We start from the raw sequence: 16,710 nt of genomic DNA, 5'->3' as shown, positions 1-16,710 counted from the left end.
ATGGCCTTGCGAGTACTGGTAGTGGACGACGCGAGTTTTGTCCGGGATACCATTAAGCGCACTTTGCGTCAGTTTATCACCAACCTGGAGTTGCACGAGGCTACAGACGGCCGCCGCGCGCTGGCGATCCTTAAAAACAACGAAATGGATCTGGTGTTATCCGATTGGGAAATGCCCGAAATGAGTGGCGAGGAGTTGTTGCGCTGGGTGCGCACCGAGGCGCGCAACCCCAGTATGCCTTTTGTGATGATCAGCAGCCGAGGCGACCGCGACCACGTGGTACAGGCTATTCAATCCGGGGTGAGCGACTATTTGGGCAAACCCTTTACCGCCGAGGAACTGCGGCGCAAAGTGGGCAAGCAGCTCAAGAAAATTGGGTATAAAGACGAAGGACGACCGCGCCAGGAAACCAGTGCTTTTGGTTCGCTGGATGTGCTTACCGGTGGTAATGCGCAGGCTAAAACGGTCGCTCCAGAGGACGTTGCTGCCGCAAATCCATTATTTGCCAAGCCCGCGAAAGCAGTTGTGGCCAAGCAAAAAAAGAGCGGTCAATTTGAAGGTAAAGCGCAGCTGCGGTTCCCCAATACGGCCTGCCAGGTGATGGTCCGGGAATTGTCGCTGCAGGCGATGAGCGGATTCATGGTGCGTCCGGAGGTGTTGCCCACACTTTTTGACCAGGCCGTCGTGGATCTGGAAAACAAAGACGGGAAAGCGTTGGCCCGCTTAAACGCGTATGTCCACAGTCTGCAAGCCGTGGAAAATCATCCAAACACCAACAAACTTAAAATTGTGGTTCGCTTTGTCGATAACGACCCCGAAAAATTTGAGGTGATCTCAAAAGCGATAGCAGGCGCTTAGTTAGGGGGGCAGCCCAAGACGGTATTTATCGACACACTCGAACAGGAATTTGTGCACGACTCTACCCTCCCCAACTCGTTAAAAACGCACTAAATCTGCTGCCTTGGCGAAGTAGTGGTCAAATTCTTGCTGCAGATCCCAGTACTGGTCGGTATATAAGCTGTTAAATATGGATATGCGTGCGTAAAATGGTGCATGATGCGCCATTCTGTGTTCTTGATGCCGCGTCGCAGCCGCAGTGGTTTGTACACAAGAAAATAAATACGCACAAACGTTCACTGGTATGAGCAAACCGTCAGGCGTTGTAAAACGCTTACCCCGGAGGGACCATGGAAGAAGACGTCAAGCCTTTTAGTCAGGCCTGCGAAAATAATAAGGAACCGATACTGTGTGTTTTGCGCCGGGTATTCGAGCCTTGCCGCAGGGTGATGGAAATCGGCAGTGGCACAGGCCAGCATGCCTGCTGGTTCGCATCGCATCTTGACCACTTAAAGTGGCAGCCGACCGACGTCAGTCAAAACCTCGCAGGTATAGAGCTGTGGCGTGCTAGCTGCCCAAGCCCCAATCTGCTTCCCGCCCTTACCTTTGATATCCGCGATCCTGAGTGGCCTGCACCCGGCTGCGATGGGGTCTTTAGCGCGAATACTGCCCACATCATGAGTTGGCCATTGGCCTGTGCGATGATCGAGCGCGTTGCAGACAATCTGCCGGCGGGCGGGGTTTTTGCGCTTTACGGCCCGTTTAATTACCATGGTACCTATACCAGCGACAGCAACCGTGATTTTGATCAGTGGCTGAAAGAGGCAGATCCGGAGCGTGGTATTCGCGACTTCGAAAAGGTAGACCAGTTAGCGTTGAGCCACGGTTTACATTTGTTTGAAGACAATCCCATGCCTGCAAACAACCGCCTGCTGGTGTGGGTTAAACGCCCTCAAGACCTAATCTAGTCTGATCGGTAGCGTATTCCTGATAAATGCGGTGTGCTGAGCGCCTAGCCTGGTTCACCGTGTGTTGACGGCGCGCTGTCAAATGCAACTGCAAGTTCCTCTTCTTCAGAGCTATAACGATAACAAATGGGTTACCCATTGATGGAGGTTACATGAGTCAGCTTTCTTCCCGCCGTCGTATTCTCAAGCAGGGCCTGATGGGTGCGGCGTTGGCGGCTTCGCCGTCATACAACCCTCTCGCAATCGCCAAACCCGGCCGACGCAAAATTGGTGTCGCGCTGGTCGGTTTGGGTTATTACAGTCGCGATCTACTCGCGTCTGCACTGCAACTTACTCAGTACTGCGAATTGCGCGGCCTGGTGACAGGAAGCCCGGAGAAGGTTCCCCAGTGGCAGCAGGAATATGGCATCGCCGACCGTAATATCTATTCCTACGAAACCATGCACCAGGTGGCTGATAACCCGGACATCGACGTCTTGTATATCGTGGTTCCCACCGGGCTGCACGAGAAATACGCGCTCATTGCGGCCAATGCCGGTAAGCATGTGTGGTGTGAGAAACCAATGGCGATGACCGAAAAAGAATGTCTCTCGATTATTGGTGCCTGCAATAAAAATGGCGTTCAGCTGGCGGTAGGCTATCGCATGCAACACGAGCCGAACACGCGCACGGTAATGTCTTACGCGAGCTCGCAACCGTATGGCAAATTAAAAAACATTATTGCCAAAGCCGGTTACGCCGGGGGAGCGCCCAACCCGGACAACTGGCGTTTAAGCCGCAAACTCGGCGGTGGCGCGCTTTACGATATGGGGGTGTACCCGATTAATGCTGCGCGCTATACCGCAGGCAGCGAGCCAGTCGCCGTGACTGCCCGACTTGAAGTCGAGCGCAAGAACGTCTTCAAAGAAGTGGATGAATCCGCCTATCTAACGCTGGAATTTCCCGGGGGTGTTATCGCTGAATGTGCCACCAGTGTTGGTCAGAATATGAATATGCTGCGCGCGAATTGCACCAAGGGCTGGTACGAGCTGGAGCCTATGCAGGCCTATTCCGGGGTGAAAGGCCGAACCAGTAGCGGTGTACTGCTCGACAAAACGGTTGCTAATCAGCAGGCTCGGCAAATGGACGACGACGCACTGGCGATCTTCCACAAGTCGCCGGTACTGGTGCCAGGGGAAGAGGGGTTGGCGGACATTCGAATTATCGAAGCGGCCCATCGCTCTAACGCCAGCGGTAAGCGTGTAGCGCTCTAAGAAGAAAAGAGCGTTAGCATCGCAGATACGCGCTTGTCGCCTGGATAAATCTGTGCGCACTCCAATACTGGGGTGCGCGTCTGTTATTTGGTAACCTCTGCGTTTCACTGACTGTAACAACGCACCTACCTGTGACCGCATCGCCCTCCTCCCTCAGTCTCGCACAGCGACCTCTCACCGAGCTAAAAGGTGTGGGTGACAAACTCGCCGCCAACTTCGCCAAGCTCGGCCTGCACAGCCAGCAGGATTTACTGTTCCATCTGCCGTTGCGTTACCTCGATAGAACCCGTATTACGCCGCTGGGGCAGTTGCAACTGAATACCTCGGTAATGATTCAGGGCGCGGTATTGCGAACCCAGGTCACCTTCGGTCGCAAGCGTAGCTTGTTAGTACAGTTGGAGGACGAAAGCGGCCAGACCTGCTTGCGGTTTTATCATTTTACGGCTTACCAAAAAGACCGCCTCGAGCCCGGCACGCTGCTGCGCTGCTACGGCGAACCGCGACTGGGCAGCTCCGGGCTAGAGTTCTATCACCCGGAATACGATGTTATTGACGCTGCGGCACCACCGCCGTTGGACAATACCCTGACTCCAGTGTATGGCCTTACCGAGGGCGTTTCCCAGCAGCGGATGCGCAGTGTTATCGAGCAGGTGCTGGCAAAAATCAAACAGTCTCCACCCGATGAGTACCTGCCGCGCGACGTGAATCAGCGCTTTGCCTGTGAGTCACTGAGCGAGGCCTTGCTGTGCGTTCACCAACCGCCACATTCCGTGCAGGTTAAATCGCTGCTCGAAGGGCACCACCCTAGTCAGCAGCGCCTCGCCTACGAGGAACTGCTCGCGCACTTTCTCGTCAAGCGCAAACTTCACGCGATAGCGGCCCGCCAAAAAGCGCCGAGGCTTACCCTAGACACCAGCCTGCAAGAACGCTTTCTCGCACAGCTGCCGTTTGCCCTGACAGGCGCGCAACAGCGGGTTTGCCGCGAAATTTTTAACGATCTGGCAAACGGGAGCCCCATGTTACGGATGGTGCAGGGTGACGTGGGTTCGGGTAAAACGCTGGTGGCCGCGCTGGCGGCACTCGCTGGAATCGACAGCGGCTTCCAGGTGGCGGTAGTTGCGCCCACGGAGATTTTGGCCGAGCAGCACTTTCGCAATTTTGACGGCTGGTTGAGCGGCCTCGGTTTCCAGGTGGAATGGCTGGTCGGCAAGCTCACTGTCGCCAAGCGGCGCAATGCTCTGGAGCGCATCGCTAGCGGCGAAGCTCAGGTAATTGTCGGTACTCATGCACTGTTTCAGGAAGGGGTAAATTTCGCGCGGCTGGGGCTCTCCATTGTGGATGAGCAGCACCGTTTCGGTGTCGACCAACGATTGAGTTTGCGTAAAACCAATGCGGACGATCAGCTCCCGCACCAGTTGGTTATGACGGCGACACCGATTCCTCGCACCCTGGCGATGGCGGCTTATGCGGAACTTGACTACAGCGTTATTGATGAATTGCCGCCTGGGCGAACACCGGTAAATACCGTGTTGATCAGTCAGCGGCGTCGCGCGCAGGTGGTGGAACGCATTCGCGCGGCCTGTGCCGAAGGGCGCCAGGTGTACTGGGTGTGCACACTGGTGGAGGAGTCGGAATCCCTCGCCGCCGCCAATGCGGAGCAAACCGCCAGTGAATTGCGCGAGGCACTCGCTGATATCGCCATCGGCCTCGTGCATGGGCGTCTGAAGGCGACTGAAAAAGAAACGGTGATGGCAGCGTTCAAAGCGGCGGAGCTACAGTTACTGGTGGCTACCACGGTCATCGAAGTGGGCGTGGATGTGCCCAACGCGAGCCTGATGATCATTGAAAACCCGGAACGCCTGGGGCTGGCGCAACTGCACCAGTTGCGTGGTCGCGTGGGCAGAGGAACTACCGCGAGTCATTGTGTACTGCTGTACGGCGATAAGTTGAGTGAGCAGGCGCGCCAGCGGCTACAGGTGTTGCGTGAAACTAACGATGGCTTTTTGGTGGCGGAAAAAGACCTTCAGTTGCGTGGGCCGGGTGAAGTGCTGGGTACCCGCCAAACCGGCGATATGCAATATCGCGTTGCCGATATGGTGCGTGACGAGCACCTACTGCCAGAGATTCACCAGTTGGGCGAACAGTACCTTCACCATCAACCAGCTGTGTGCGAAAAACTCATTCAGCGCTGGATTGGCGACAAACAAGCCTATATTAACGCGTAGTAGCGTTTGCCTTATTACCCTCCTTCCAGTATCGAGCGTTCGGCGGTCGAGCTGTTAGTTAACTGGGAATATAGTTCACCGGGAATGCAGCTGACCGGGCTCCGGAATCCTTTTGTCGCGTTTTCTATGAAAAAAAGTTCTGACGCATAAATCAACATCTGAGGCGTTAGTCGGTAGGATATGAACTATAGTGCTAAAAAAGTATTCAGCGCCATTAGCATTTTGCCGTCGTGCGACTTTTCATCGCTGACGGCGCAATGTTAATGCGGTTAGTAGCAGGAGAACGTTTGTGTCTTTACCCGCCAGTATTCAGGAGATGTTGGACACCCAGAAGGTGAATTACAACATTGCGCCGATGGATCGCTCTGGACACCCGCTTGGGTCCAGTCAGATGCAAAATATCTGTATCGTGCAATCCGTATTGTTGCAGGATGCGCATGGCAGGGTGCAGGTTCTGCTGCCAGCGGGTTCGCTGGTGGACCTGGAAAGCCTGTCGCGGCATACAGAGCGCAATTTCGAGGGTGTTAACCTCGACGATGTACGTCCCTTGCTGCAGCAGCACCAGTTGACCTGTATCCCCGCCCTGCCGCGCTGGCAGAGCATGCCTACAGTGGTCGATGAACGCTTGGTACAGGCATCTACGCTCTGGCTGGAGTCGGGTACCGGCACCAATATGCTCGAGCTGAGCCGCGCGGATTTTCAGAGCATTATTGCCACCTCCGAAGTGCTGCCCTGCGCCCTGGATGCGCCTGTGTTGAGTTTCGATGGCGACAAAGAGGAGGCGCAGATTCTCGATTCGGTGAAGCGCTTTACCCAAAAGCGCGTAAAGCAGCGCCTGGACGAAACCCTCGAGCTGCCGCCACTGCCCGAAACCGCGCAGCGCATTATCAAACTGCGCGCAGACCCTAACGCCGATATCAGCGATCTATCGAATATTGTCGAGATCGACCCGAGCCTTGCGGCGCAGGTCGTGAGTTGGGCGGCGTCGCCCTATTATTCTGCGCCGGGCCGGATTAAGTCCGTGCACGACGCAATTGTACGAGTGCTGGGTTTCGATATGGTGCTCAACCTGGCTCTGGGCTTATCGCTCGGCAAAACCGTCAATATGCAGGTGCTGACACCCCAGCAAATCGCGCGCTACTGGCGCGATGCGGTCTACTCGGCGGCCGCGGTGGAAGGTCTGGTCACCAGTATCGAACGCCCGTTCCGGCCAGGTTTCGGCATGGCCTATTTGTCGGGTTTGTTGAGCAATTTTGGCTATCTGATTCTCGCCGACGTATTTCCGCCCTACTTTGCCAGTATTGAACGCATGGCGAAGGCGAATTCCCACGTTCCCAGCGCCTGTGTTGAACAACATCAGCTGGGCATGACGGGCAATCAAATTGCCGCCTGGTTGATGGACAACTGGAATATGCCGGAGGAAGTCGTGATCGCGTTACGGCACCTGCACAATCCGAATTACCAAGGTGAGCATGCGGTGTATGCCAAGCTGGTGGGTCTTGCTCAGCAGATGCTGGCCAATGCAGGTTTTGGCAATCGACTGACTCGCCCGATAACTGATCACGCGTTTGCCGAGTTGCACCTGGACCCAGAGACGGCCCGTATTACCGTGGAAAATATTCTCGAGGCCGGTGACGACCTGGACGCAATCGCCGAAAAAATGCGCGCCTGATTTGTTATGGCGCGTATATCATCTATATTCCCGTCAATTATGGCACCGGATTCCTTAAGTTTGGCCGGTTCTATCTACTAGAAGAAATCCGTCTCGAGTGGCGCGTTTAACACGTTGTCAGCCTCTGCAAACTGATTTATCAATAACATGCTGAAGATTAAAAACTGATCAGCTTGTTTAATGATGATTGGAGGTACTGCAGTGGCGACGACTCAAGCACTTAACAAACCCACGACTATGCGGGGTTTTGGCGGATTGTTGCGCAATAAGCGTTGTCAGAAGGCAATGCGTCTGCTGACAGGAACCGGTGTCTGTGCCCTGCTGAGCCTGGGTGTGTACTTTCTGACCCAGAATTTTTCCCGGTGGGAGAGTGCGGATAAATATGCGGACCATGGCAGGAATTACAATCTCACGCCGTTTGATATTAACGATGCCGCGCGGGTTTGCACCAACAAAACCGCAGACCGTTTCGGCGACCAGTTAGTGCGTTCCTATGTGGATTACCACTCGACCCGGTACGATGCGCGATTGGCCATTTACAAAGTATTTATGCACGCGCAGCTGGGAGACCTCTATCTGCATAGTGATGCGCCGGTCCACTGTTTTGTGGACCCCAAAGAACACATCGTCACACACTACCGCAGCTTTGAAGCGCGCAAATCACTGATGACCCGCGCAATCAGTTTTATTTCGTTCTAGGTTCGTCCGGCGGCTGTTTAAAGTAGTCGCCGGAGGTTACTCCCATCGACATGTAAATATTGAACAGCCCGTCGAAACCAAAATCCGCTTTTTGCACCCAGTCCACGGGCGCATACATGATGGCGCCGCCAAAGGGAACTGGTGCGCTGGGGACCATAATCGCATAGTGTTCGCGACCGCCCATAAATACCGGTGTGGGACTGGTGAGCAGGCCCAGCACGGCCATGCCACTGCGATCACCGCCGAAATAACACAACACGGCTTGCATGCTTTTGTACTGGGCTTCCTCGTGTTTATCAAACATGGTGACAATGCGCGAGAGCGTTTGGTACACCGAGCGCACAAAGGGTACGCGCGCCAGTAGACCACTCATTAAGCCCTGCCACTGGTGGCGCAATCGGGACTGCACCGCCACACCCAGCAAGTAGATCACTGCCACCACACTCGCTACCCCAATAGCGTAGGCGGTAATTTCGGACGTCACGAAGTTCAGCCCGATATTACCAAATAGTCGCCCGATAAAACTCTCCGGGCCGAGATAGCGGTGCAACAGATCGGCCGCCCATACGATGACGGCGATGGTGAGCGTTAATGGAAGCGCGGCAAGTATGCCGGCGAGAAAGGTGTTGCCGACCCGACTAAACAGGCGGGGCCTAGGCAGGGGTTGCGCCATAAAGCGTCCTCGCGCAATGGAGAGTCAGAAAAAGTGTCGGTGGCGTATCATCCGCAAAATGCATGGACATCGCAATCGCGATGCCCCTGGCATGAGCAGCGGTCAGGATTTCGCGGCGATCTGGGTTGTTTCGCCTTCGCTGCGGGCGATAAATGTCGCGCAGCAGCTGTCGCTGAATACGTTCACTGCGGTGCGCATCATATCTAAAATTCGGTCGGTTACCAGCAACATTCCGATCCCTTCCAATGGCAAGCCAATGGCACTGAGAATAACTGCGATTGCCACCAGGCTTGCAGAGGGGATTCCCGCTACGCCAATGGAGGTGAGCAGCGCGATGGTGACGATGGTGAACTGCGTTGCCAGGGTGAGATCCAGGCCGTAGGCCTGAGCGATAAACATGGCGGCAACACACTCATAGAGCGCGGTGCCATCCATATTGATGGTCGCGCCCAACGGCAACACGAAGGATACTGTGCGGTTGGAAAGCCCCACATTTTTTTCCATGCACTCCATGGTGATAGGCAAGGTGCCGGAAGACGATGCGGTGGAAAATGCCGTAAGTAAGGCTGGAGTCATACCGCGATACTGACCAACCGGATTCACCTTCGCGAGAAATTTTAAAATGAGCGGCATGGTGATAAAGGTGTGGGCGGCGAGGGCCAGCACCACAGTAAAGAAAAAGGTTAACACCGGGACAAACGCTTTGAAGCCGGTGGACGCGACTGTATTGGCTACCAGGGCAAATACGCCAATGGGCGTGAACTTCATTATGAACAGCGTTATGCCCATCATGGTTTCGAAAACACCCTGCCAAAAATTAACCAGGGTTTCGCGCATGGGCGACGCAATTCGGGTCATAAAAAAGCCAAATAACAAACCAAAGCAGATGAGTCCGAGCATCTGCCCTTCTGCTGCTGCCTGCACAATATTCGGTGGCAGCATGCGGTGAAATACAGCGGCGACGTCACCCGTACCACGCCCCTCAATCTTATCGAGATTGGCGCCCACCTCCTCCTGGCTGCTGAGGTTCAAGCGCTCACCTGCCGGCTCTCCATTTATGATGCCGGGCTGGATGATGTTCACCAGGAAAAGCCCCATTAAAATAGCAAACAGACTGGATGCGAGGTAGAAGCCGAGCGTTTTACCACCCAGACGGCGCAAGTCATTGCTGCTGCCCAGGGTGCTGATGCCACTGATAATGGACGATAAAATAAGTGGCACAATGATCATCTTTAGTGCGTTTAGGAAGAGCGTTCCAACAAACGAGAACGTACTGAGGAAAGGCGCCGCGCTGGCAGGGTTGTTTTGCGAGAGCAGGTTGATGCCCAGGCCCACTGCGATAGCGAGGCCGATGGCAATCAGTATTTGCCAGTGCAGTTGCAGACGAATCATGAATTATTCCTTGTGCTGGAAGGGGTCACGCAGACGTTTGCCTGCCTTGAAAAAAATCTGGTTTTTAGCCGCAATGCGCAACGCCTCGCCGGTTTGCGGGTTGATTCCGGTGTGCGCATTGCGGTGGCGCACAGAGAAACTGCCGAGGCCCGGGAGTTGTACCCGCTCGCCGCGGGCCAGCGCATTGGTCACCTGTTCGACAATCGCCTCGACCACATCATCTGCCTGAACGCGGTTGAGTTCGCCGAGTGTACAAAGCTGCTTCACAAGATCTGTTTTACGCATGAGAGGGGCTCCGGGTAGAATAATCACTATAAAACAGCTTCAAAGCGCGGTTCAATGAACACAAGTTCCCCAAAAGTTTCTCCCCAGCCGATGCCCAAGTGGCGTGCTTACTTGCAATTGATGCGCCTGCATCGCCCTATCGGCATCTACCTGGTGTTGTGGCCTACGCTCTGGTCACTCTGGTTAGCGGCCGGTGGTGTGCCGCGCTGGGACCTGCTGGTGATATTCACTGTAGGGGTAGTATTGATGCGTTCCGCCGGCTGCGTGATCAACGATTATGCCGACCGCAAGGTGGACGGCCACGTAGAGCGCACCCGCAGCCGGCCATTGGTCACTGGGCTGGTGTCTCCCGTTGAGGCGGCCGCGTTGTTTGCGGTACTCAGTCTTGCGTCATTTTTATTGGTGCTGCAAACCAACGACCTTACGGTATACCTGTCGGTCGGCGGCATCGCGCTGGCCTTTTGCTACCCCTTTATGAAGCGCTATACCCAATTGCCGCAGGTGGTTTTGGGAGCCGCGTTCGCCTGGTCCGTGCCGATGGCATTTGCTGCGCAGACCGGTGAACTGAGTAGCCATATCTGGCTACTTTATACCGCAGTTTTACTCTGGACGGTGGCCTACGACACTTTTTACGCGATGGTCGACCGGGATGATGATCTCAAAATCGGAGTGAAATCGTCAGCCATCCTTTTTGGTGAACAGGATAAAGCCATTACGGCCTGTCTGCAGATGATGACCCTGATCGCGCTGCTTATGGTCGGTACCAAATTCGAATTGGGAACCTTTTATTACCTCAGCCTGGCGGCCGCGGCCGGGCTAATGATTTATCAGCAACTGCTGATCCGCGAGCGGCAGCGCGATGCCTGCTTCAAAGCCTTTCTGAACAACAACTGGGTCGGCATTGTGATCTTCGTTGGTATTGTCTGCGATTATCAATTTCGCTAGCCATTGATTTCGTTAATACAGACGCCGGTGGCGAAATACGGCCGATGTCATAAAATCGAAACAAAAGCTTTATTTAATGCCCGTGACTTGGGTCATTCAGGTTGCCCTATTGCGCACCTGTAATTACTGCAGATACTCCACCTTATTCTAAGACTTTAGGTTATACCTCCATGGTTGAAAAAAAGATTCTAGTGGTCGATGACGAGCGCGCGATTCGCGACATGCTCCGTGTGGCCCTCGAGATGGCCGATTATGCGGTGCTGGAAGCTGCCGATGCCCAGGAGGCACACCAAATCGTGGTGGACACCCGCCCCGATCTCATTCTATTGGACTGGATGATGCCTGGCGTGAGTGGTATTGAGTTCGCGCGTCGGTTGAAATCGCAAGAAGTGACCCGTGAAATACCAATTATCATGCTCACGGCGAAAGGCGAAGAGGACAACAAAATACAGGGCCTGGAAATAGGTGCGGACGACTATATCACCAAGCCATTTTCCCCTCGCGAGCTGGTTGCCCGTCTCAAGGCGGTATTGCGCCGCAGTGATTCCCTTTCAAGTGGCGACCCAATAACCGTAGAAAACCTGTGTCTCGACCCTACCAGTCACCGCGTTACCATCGCCGGGATGCCGGTTCAGCTGGGCCCCACTGAATACCGTTTGTTGGAATTTTTCTTAACCCACCAGGAGCGCGTATACTCACGTAATCAGTTATTGGATTATGTGTGGGGTGGCAACGTGTATGTGGAAGAGCGGACTGTGGATGTTCATATTCGCCGTTTACGCAAAGCCCTGAAGCTGGAAAACCACGATCGCCTCGTGCAAACCGTGCGCGGTGCGGGCTACCGGTTCTCAGCAAAATTTCTCGCTGCTGCTGAATAAACTTCCCGGTTCTGCTTATGTTTCGTAAAGGCGTAGCGGCCGAACTGCGCTGGTTGCTGCTGTTCGTCATTGTGGGTTTCAGCATTGGCCTGGTTTTCGACCACGTCGTTATGATGCTGCTGGTGGCCGCGCTGGTGTTTGGCGCACGCCTTATGCTGCGCATCTCCGAATTGGAATCCTGGGTGGAGGCGACCCGCCAGCGCGGTCTGCAGGAAAACAACCTGGAAGGCGTTTGGGCGGAAATTGCGGAAGACGTGGTACTCATCATCCGCCGCTATGAAAAAGACAAGCTGCGCCTGCAACAGGTTGTGGAGCGGGTCCAGCAGATGACGGCGGCACTGACCGACGGGGTTATTATTGTCGACAAGCACCACAACATCGAGTGGTGGAATCGCGCCGCCGAAATGCAGTTTGATTTCCAACCGTTGGATATAGGCCACAAGGTCACCAATTACCTGCGCAACCCCAAGTTCATCAAATACTATGAAGGCGGCGATTATAAGGAGCCGCTGGATACCTACTCGGTACGCCATGAAGGTCAGCACCTTCAGTTCTTTATTCATCCTTTTGGCGACGGTGACCGGTTGATTATTGCGCGTGACGTAACCCGCGTTGCCAACCTTGAGCGGATGCGTCAGGACTTCGTGGCAAATGTTTCTCATGAGTTGCGAACACCGTTAACCGTTCTTAGCGGTTACCTGGAAACCCTGGCCGATACCGGCGTATTGCCTGAACGCTGGGACAAACCCATGGGACAGATGCTGGAACAAACCAGCCGCATGAATCGCCTGATAAACGACCTGCTCACCCTCTCCCGCCTGGAAACTGACGACCGCGATTTCGGCCAGCGCCCGGTTCCTCTGCTGCCTCTCCTGGAGCAGATCGTGGCGGAAGGCCGCGCGCTAAGCGGCGAGCGCGGCCACGAATTCTTAATTAACTGTGGCGAAGGCATCGAAATCATGGGGCAGGAGGACGAGCTGCGTAGCGCTATCGCCAACCTGGTTTATAACGCTGTTAACTACACGCCAGATGGAAAAAAAGTTTCCATTCTGGTCAACAGCGATCCCCATGAATTGGTGCTTAAGGTGAAGGATAATGGCGAAGGTATTGAGTCGCGCCATATTCCGCGTCTGACTGAACGTTTTTATCGGGTGGATGCGGGTCGCTCGCGCGAAACCGGTGGCACTGGGCTCGGACTTGCCATTGTCAAACACATCCTGCTGCGCCATGATGCGGATTTGAAAATTCGCAGTAAGGTCGGCAAGGGCAGCACCTTTTCCTGTCATTTTCCTATCAAACGCGTTATTCAGAGTTCACCCGAGCAGCAACCCTCGTAGACAAGCACGCGGGGGATTTCGTGAGGTCTCCCCCATGCGTACATTTTTCCTATCAGGCATCGGCGACATATCCCTGCAGGACTGGCAAAGTTTGTGGTCCAGCGACTATCCCTTCACACGTTATGAGTTCCTGCACGCGCTGGAAGTGTCCGGGAGTGTCTGCGAAGCTACTGGCTGGCAACCCATGCACCTGGTTGTTGAGCACAATGATTGTCGTGTTGCGGTTGTGCCGCTTTATCAAAAAACACATTCCTACGGTGAGTATGTATTCGATTGGGCCTGGGCCGATGCTTATCAGCGCGCAGGGCTTGATTACTATCCCAAATTAATTAACGCGGTACCCTTTACGCCGGCCACTGGGCCGCGTATCGCGTTTGCCAGCGAGCTAGGCGATGCACAAAAAGTCGAGACCGTAAAATTAATCGTGGATACGCTTAAGCAAGTGCTGGGCGACACGGATGGCTCTGGTTTTCATTGCCTTTTTCCGGAAGCGGGGCTGCGCGATTTACTTGCGCGAGAAAGCCTTATCGAACGGCAAGGTTGCCAGTTTCATTGGTTTAACAACGGATATCGTGATTTTGACGATTTTCTATCCCGCTTCAATTCGCGCAAACGGAAATCATTGAAGCGCGAACGCCAAAAAGTTAAAGAGCAGGGTCTACACCTGCAAATGCGCGGCGCGACCGAGGTCAGCGCGGATGAGTGGGAGATGTTTTACGCCTTGTATCACCGCACTTATTTCAAGCGTAGCGGGCGCCAAGGGTACTTGAACAACGCATTCTTTAAGCAAGTGGTGGAAACCATGCCGGAGCAGATTATGCTGGCAAGCGCTCACCATCAATCACTGGATAAAGAAATGTTGGCTGCGGCCTTGTATTTTCGTGACAGCACTACCCTTTACGGGCGTTACTGGGGTACGCAGTTGGATGTCGACGGTTTGCACTTTGAAACCTGCTATTACCAGGGTATTGAATACGCTATTGCAGAAGGTCTGGCACGTTTTGACCCAGGTGCCCAGGGCGAACATAAAATTCAGCGGGGTTTCACGCCGGTAAAAACCTGTTCCTACCACTGGGTAGCGCATCCGGCGTTTAGAGATGCGGTTGTGCATTTTTGCGATGAAGAAAAAAACCAGACGGACGCATACTGTCAGGATGGCCGAAATTATCTGCCCTTTCGCGAAGGTGAAAAGATTTTCCCGGACAATGCATTATTAGAATATCAAAACGAGGCTTAGAGGCGACAAGTTGCCAGTCGCCAGAGCTAAACAACACATTTCGTGATCCAGCAAAAAGAAAAAGGAGAAACAGGGTATGGCAAAGATTCATTTTATTGGGGGTGAAAAAGGTGGCGTTGGCAAATCTGTGCTGGCCAGAGTCTTGGCGCAGTACTACATCGACAAATCGCTGAATTTCCGCGCGTTCGATGCAGACCTGTCGCACGGCGCCCTTATGCGTTATTACAGTGAGTTTACCCAGCCAGTTGATGTGAGTGAGTTCGAAAGTGCAGATGCGATTGCCGAAACAGCATTGGAGCAAAACTGCGATGTCATTGTAGACCTCGCTGCTCAGTCCGCGCGCAGTGTTGACCGCTGGATGGCGGAAAGTGGCTTGCTGGAGTTCGCCAACGAAGCGGGCCTTAGCGTTGTACTTTGGCATGTGTGCGATGAGGGGTCGGATTCAGTCCGGTTGCTTGAGCGGCTTGTCGCGCACTATGGCGATCAACCCAGCTATGTGGTGGTGAAAAACCTGGGTCGCGGCAAAGATTTTGACCTGCTGGAAGAATCCGAAGCCATGGCTAAAGCGCGAAGCTTTGGTGCAACAGTCATCGAACTGCCGGAGTTGCACACGCCAGCCATGCGTAAAATCGATCGAGTTGGTGCGAGCCTCTGGGCAGCGGCGAACAATAAAGACGAATCCATGGGGCCTGCGCTCGGCTTGCTGGAACGTCAGCGCGTAAGAGTATGGCTGAACAAGGCATACGCTGAGTTGGAGCGTGTGGTCTAGACACGCTCTACATCGAGAGACGAATACTTTTTTCCCGAAATAGGTTAGTTGTCAATAATAAATTTAGGACGGAGTATGTTTGGCAATAAGTTAAGCGTAGTTGTTATGTTCGGAGCATTGACTGCGTGCGGAGGTTCTGGTGAGGACAGCGATGGGCCTCAGTACAGCGGCGATGCGACTCGTGTTTTTTCCGCATCGAGTGACTGGCAATCATTGCTGGCGCGTGACCCGGACGCTTTGAGCGAAACGGAGCTTAAAGAAGCTTATTTGGGGTTAGCACTAAGCGAATATAGCGGCAGTACTGAGCTTGTTAATTTAACGCCAGAACTGGCAATAAAATTTATTTATCTAATGCGCAGTTATTCGCCGTACGGTGATATTGTTAATGTTTTCCCTGAGGATTTGGGCGAAATTGGCGTTCAGTATTACGACCATAGTGGGGTTTCGGCTGATTCAACTAAAAATAACAGCATTGATACAACGGTTGCGTGCAGCGGATTAAACGATCAAAACAATGTGGCCTACAGCGGCAGTTTTTCAGATGGTGTCGGCCTGCTCAAGCAAAACTTTCACGGTTGTGCTGTCCTGATCAGCAAATATCTTACCGGCGAAAGCTTGGCGTTCGTCACGCCTTATTTAGAGCACGATTACGGGGATAGGCAGAGATACCAGCCGTTTGCGACTAGTTTCACCGAAAACCTGGTAATTGATCAGAACTATGGGCCAGACAACGAACACAACTATTCCTATCAGCTGATTGGCTTTACAGGTTCATATCCCGCGGCGGTAAAAGGGAACGTCTACGAAACAGCAATGGTTGTTCGTAGAAGCGACGAACAGGGCTATGAAGCGTTAAAAGTGCTGAAAGAAACGTATGGCGGCGGGCCGGAGGTTAAAGATAGTTTTAGCGGTGGCCTGGCGATTAAAGGTTACGGCAGTGTTCTCGTGAGTACGGCTGATGTTAGCGATGTCTTCAAGGGAACAAGTGCGAGCGGGCTAGTGCTTACAGGGCGTTATGGAGTTAAAGCCAGATTCACTAGCATGGCCGGAGGGCTGCATGTTTTGGATATGGACAATGACGGCGATGGTATTTACGACGACCGGGTGGTTTTTAGTATGAACCTCTATACTGCGAGTGCTACACCGGAGATACCTTTTTTACGGTTTGAGTTTGATCGCCAAGCAACACCACTGCGTTCGTTGCGCCAGGTTAAGCTTCCGCCCACGCTTCTATATGAACTTGAATGGGAAGGAGGCTATGAGTTGGGTGGCGTGCTTGTTCTCTCGCCGCCGGTTTATCGCGATTTGGACACACCAAAGGATGATCTCGAGCTAGAAATAATTTGGCGCAATAATGGAGAAATCATTGCCGAGGGCGCTGACCTGCTGGAGCTCCCCAGTAATCTGTTTACCGATATATCCGGGATAACCGTTGAAGTCGCAATTAGCGACGGTACCACGCGGATAGTGTCCTTGCCGCTTGATACATTCTGGCTACAATTCCACTAGGACTTCCGCTAAGGCGGTGAATTAAAAAGAT

General features: G+C 53.7%; 15 protein-coding genes. 12 read left to right on the top strand and 3 right to left on the bottom strand.

From position 1 onward, the window contains the following. The 6 genes from TERTU_RS20275 to TERTU_RS20250 all read left to right on the top strand — a co-directional run bounded on the left by TERTU_RS20275 (nucleotide 1) and on the right by TERTU_RS20250 (nucleotide 7,654). Nucleotides 1-858, top strand: a complete 858-nt coding sequence (locus TERTU_RS20275; RefSeq protein ID WP_015818488.1) for a response regulator — start codon at nucleotides 1-3, stop codon at nucleotides 856-858. 329 nt (nucleotides 859-1,187) lie between these two features. Continuing rightward, nucleotides 1,188-1,805, top strand: a complete 618-nt coding sequence (locus TERTU_RS20270) for a DUF938 domain-containing protein (RefSeq protein WP_015820246.1) — start codon at nucleotides 1,188-1,190, stop codon at nucleotides 1,803-1,805. A 152-nt stretch (nucleotides 1,806-1,957) separates the two neighbouring features. Then, on the top strand, nucleotides 1,958-3,058 hold the full coding sequence (locus TERTU_RS20265) for a Gfo/Idh/MocA family protein (RefSeq protein WP_015818941.1): 1,101 nt from the start codon (nucleotides 1,958-1,960) through the stop codon (nucleotides 3,056-3,058). A 131-nt stretch (nucleotides 3,059-3,189) separates the two neighbouring features. Then, nucleotides 3,190-5,283: an ATP-dependent DNA helicase RecG gene (gene recG, locus TERTU_RS20260; RefSeq protein ID WP_041590368.1), complete on the top strand. Its 2,094-nt coding sequence runs from the start codon at nucleotides 3,190-3,192 to the stop codon at nucleotides 5,281-5,283. A gap of 289 nt (nucleotides 5,284-5,572) precedes the next feature. Continuing rightward, nucleotides 5,573-6,955: an aminoacyl-tRNA deacylase and HDOD domain-containing protein gene (locus tag TERTU_RS20255; protein ID WP_015819631.1), complete on the top strand. Its 1,383-nt coding sequence runs from the start codon at nucleotides 5,573-5,575 to the stop codon at nucleotides 6,953-6,955. Nucleotides 6,956-7,156: 201 nt separating this feature from the next. Then, nucleotides 7,157-7,654 (top strand): hypothetical protein, encoded by a 498-nt coding sequence (locus tag TERTU_RS20250; protein ID WP_015818708.1) that lies wholly within the window; start codon nucleotides 7,157-7,159, stop codon nucleotides 7,652-7,654. Here the strand turns inward: TERTU_RS20250 and TERTU_RS20245 are convergent. The 3 genes from TERTU_RS20245 to TERTU_RS20235 form a co-directional block, all read right to left on the bottom strand. Continuing rightward, nucleotides 7,641-8,327 (bottom strand): DUF502 domain-containing protein, encoded by a 687-nt coding sequence (locus TERTU_RS20245; protein ID WP_015818914.1) that lies wholly within the window; start codon nucleotides 8,325-8,327, stop codon nucleotides 7,641-7,643. The genes TERTU_RS20250 and TERTU_RS20245 overlap by 14 nt on opposite strands. Before the next feature lie 102 nt (nucleotides 8,328-8,429). Continuing rightward, nucleotides 8,430-9,719, bottom strand: a complete 1,290-nt coding sequence (locus TERTU_RS20240; RefSeq protein ID WP_015818126.1) for a dicarboxylate/amino acid:cation symporter — start codon at nucleotides 9,717-9,719, stop codon at nucleotides 8,430-8,432. Nucleotides 9,720-9,722: 3 nt separating this feature from the next. Beyond that, nucleotides 9,723-10,004 carry an HU family DNA-binding protein gene (locus tag TERTU_RS20235; RefSeq protein WP_015820322.1) on the bottom strand — a complete coding sequence of 94 codons (282 nt, stop codon included), beginning with the start codon at nucleotides 10,002-10,004 and terminating at the stop codon, nucleotides 9,723-9,725. A gap of 54 nt (nucleotides 10,005-10,058) precedes the next feature. Here TERTU_RS20235 and ubiA point away from each other — a divergent pair, with 54 nt between their 5' ends. The 6 genes from ubiA to TERTU_RS20205 all read left to right on the top strand — a co-directional run bounded on the left by ubiA (nucleotide 10,059) and on the right by TERTU_RS20205 (nucleotide 16,679). Continuing rightward, on the top strand, nucleotides 10,059-10,949 hold the full coding sequence (gene ubiA / locus TERTU_RS20230) for a 4-hydroxybenzoate octaprenyltransferase (RefSeq protein WP_015817661.1): 891 nt from the start codon (nucleotides 10,059-10,061) through the stop codon (nucleotides 10,947-10,949). 170 nt (nucleotides 10,950-11,119) lie between these two features. Beyond that, nucleotides 11,120-11,827: a phosphate regulon transcriptional regulator PhoB gene (gene phoB, locus TERTU_RS20225; protein WP_015820444.1), complete on the top strand. Its 708-nt coding sequence runs from the start codon at nucleotides 11,120-11,122 to the stop codon at nucleotides 11,825-11,827. A 17-nt stretch (nucleotides 11,828-11,844) separates the two neighbouring features. Continuing rightward, nucleotides 11,845-13,164 carry a phosphate regulon sensor histidine kinase PhoR gene (gene phoR, locus TERTU_RS20220; RefSeq protein WP_015817990.1) on the top strand — a complete coding sequence of 440 codons (1,320 nt, stop codon included), beginning with the start codon at nucleotides 11,845-11,847 and terminating at the stop codon, nucleotides 13,162-13,164. Nucleotides 13,165-13,198: 34 nt separating this feature from the next. Next, entirely contained in the window at nucleotides 13,199-14,401 is a 1,203-nt protein-coding gene (locus TERTU_RS20215; RefSeq protein WP_015818504.1) for a GNAT family N-acetyltransferase, read from the top strand. A gap of 76 nt (nucleotides 14,402-14,477) precedes the next feature. Beyond that, nucleotides 14,478-15,170: a P-loop NTPase family protein gene (locus TERTU_RS20210; protein WP_015817961.1), complete on the top strand. Its 693-nt coding sequence runs from the start codon at nucleotides 14,478-14,480 to the stop codon at nucleotides 15,168-15,170. 75 nt (nucleotides 15,171-15,245) lie between these two features. Further along, complete coding sequence (locus TERTU_RS20205; RefSeq protein ID WP_015817752.1) at nucleotides 15,246-16,679, top strand: hypothetical protein; 1,434 nt, start codon at nucleotides 15,246-15,248, stop codon at nucleotides 16,677-16,679. The last annotated feature ends 31 nt before the right edge of the window (nucleotides 16,680-16,710 follow it).

The sequence above is a fragment of the Teredinibacter turnerae T7901 genome (assembly GCF_000023025.1).
Classification (GTDB): Bacteria; Pseudomonadota; Gammaproteobacteria; order Pseudomonadales; family Cellvibrionaceae; genus Teredinibacter; species Teredinibacter turnerae_B.
The sequence above is the reverse complement of the archived record's forward strand: the minus strand, read 5'-3'. Positions and strand labels throughout refer to the sequence as shown.

What these genes read in the sequence shown, in the direction of transcription:
- TERTU_RS20235 (WP_015820322.1), bottom strand. Translation starts at nt 10,004, where the DNA reads ATGCGTAAAACAGATCTTGTGAAGCAGCTTTGTACACTCGGCGAACTC.
- ubiA (WP_015817661.1), top strand. Translation starts at nt 10,059, where the DNA reads ATGAACACAAGTTCCCCAAAAGTTTCTCCCCAGCCGATGCCCAAGTGG.
- TERTU_RS20240 (WP_015818126.1), bottom strand. Translation starts at nt 9,719, where the DNA reads ATGATTCGTCTGCAACTGCACTGGCAAATACTGATTGCCATCGGCCTC.
- TERTU_RS20270 (WP_015820246.1), top strand. Translation starts at nt 1,188, where the DNA reads ATGGAAGAAGACGTCAAGCCTTTTAGTCAGGCCTGCGAAAATAATAAG.
- TERTU_RS20210 (WP_015817961.1), top strand. Translation starts at nt 14,478, where the DNA reads ATGGCAAAGATTCATTTTATTGGGGGTGAAAAAGGTGGCGTTGGCAAA.
- TERTU_RS20245 (WP_015818914.1), bottom strand. Translation starts at nt 8,327, where the DNA reads ATGGCGCAACCCCTGCCTAGGCCCCGCCTGTTTAGTCGGGTCGGCAAC.
- TERTU_RS20265 (WP_015818941.1), top strand. Translation starts at nt 1,958, where the DNA reads ATGAGTCAGCTTTCTTCCCGCCGTCGTATTCTCAAGCAGGGCCTGATG.
- TERTU_RS20275 (WP_015818488.1), top strand. Translation starts at nt 1, where the DNA reads ATGGCCTTGCGAGTACTGGTAGTGGACGACGCGAGTTTTGTCCGGGAT.
- phoB (WP_015820444.1), top strand. Translation starts at nt 11,120, where the DNA reads ATGGTTGAAAAAAAGATTCTAGTGGTCGATGACGAGCGCGCGATTCGC.
- TERTU_RS20205 (WP_015817752.1), top strand. Translation starts at nt 15,246, where the DNA reads ATGTTTGGCAATAAGTTAAGCGTAGTTGTTATGTTCGGAGCATTGACT.
- TERTU_RS20215 (WP_015818504.1), top strand. Translation starts at nt 13,199, where the DNA reads ATGCGTACATTTTTCCTATCAGGCATCGGCGACATATCCCTGCAGGAC.
- phoR (WP_015817990.1), top strand. Translation starts at nt 11,845, where the DNA reads ATGTTTCGTAAAGGCGTAGCGGCCGAACTGCGCTGGTTGCTGCTGTTC.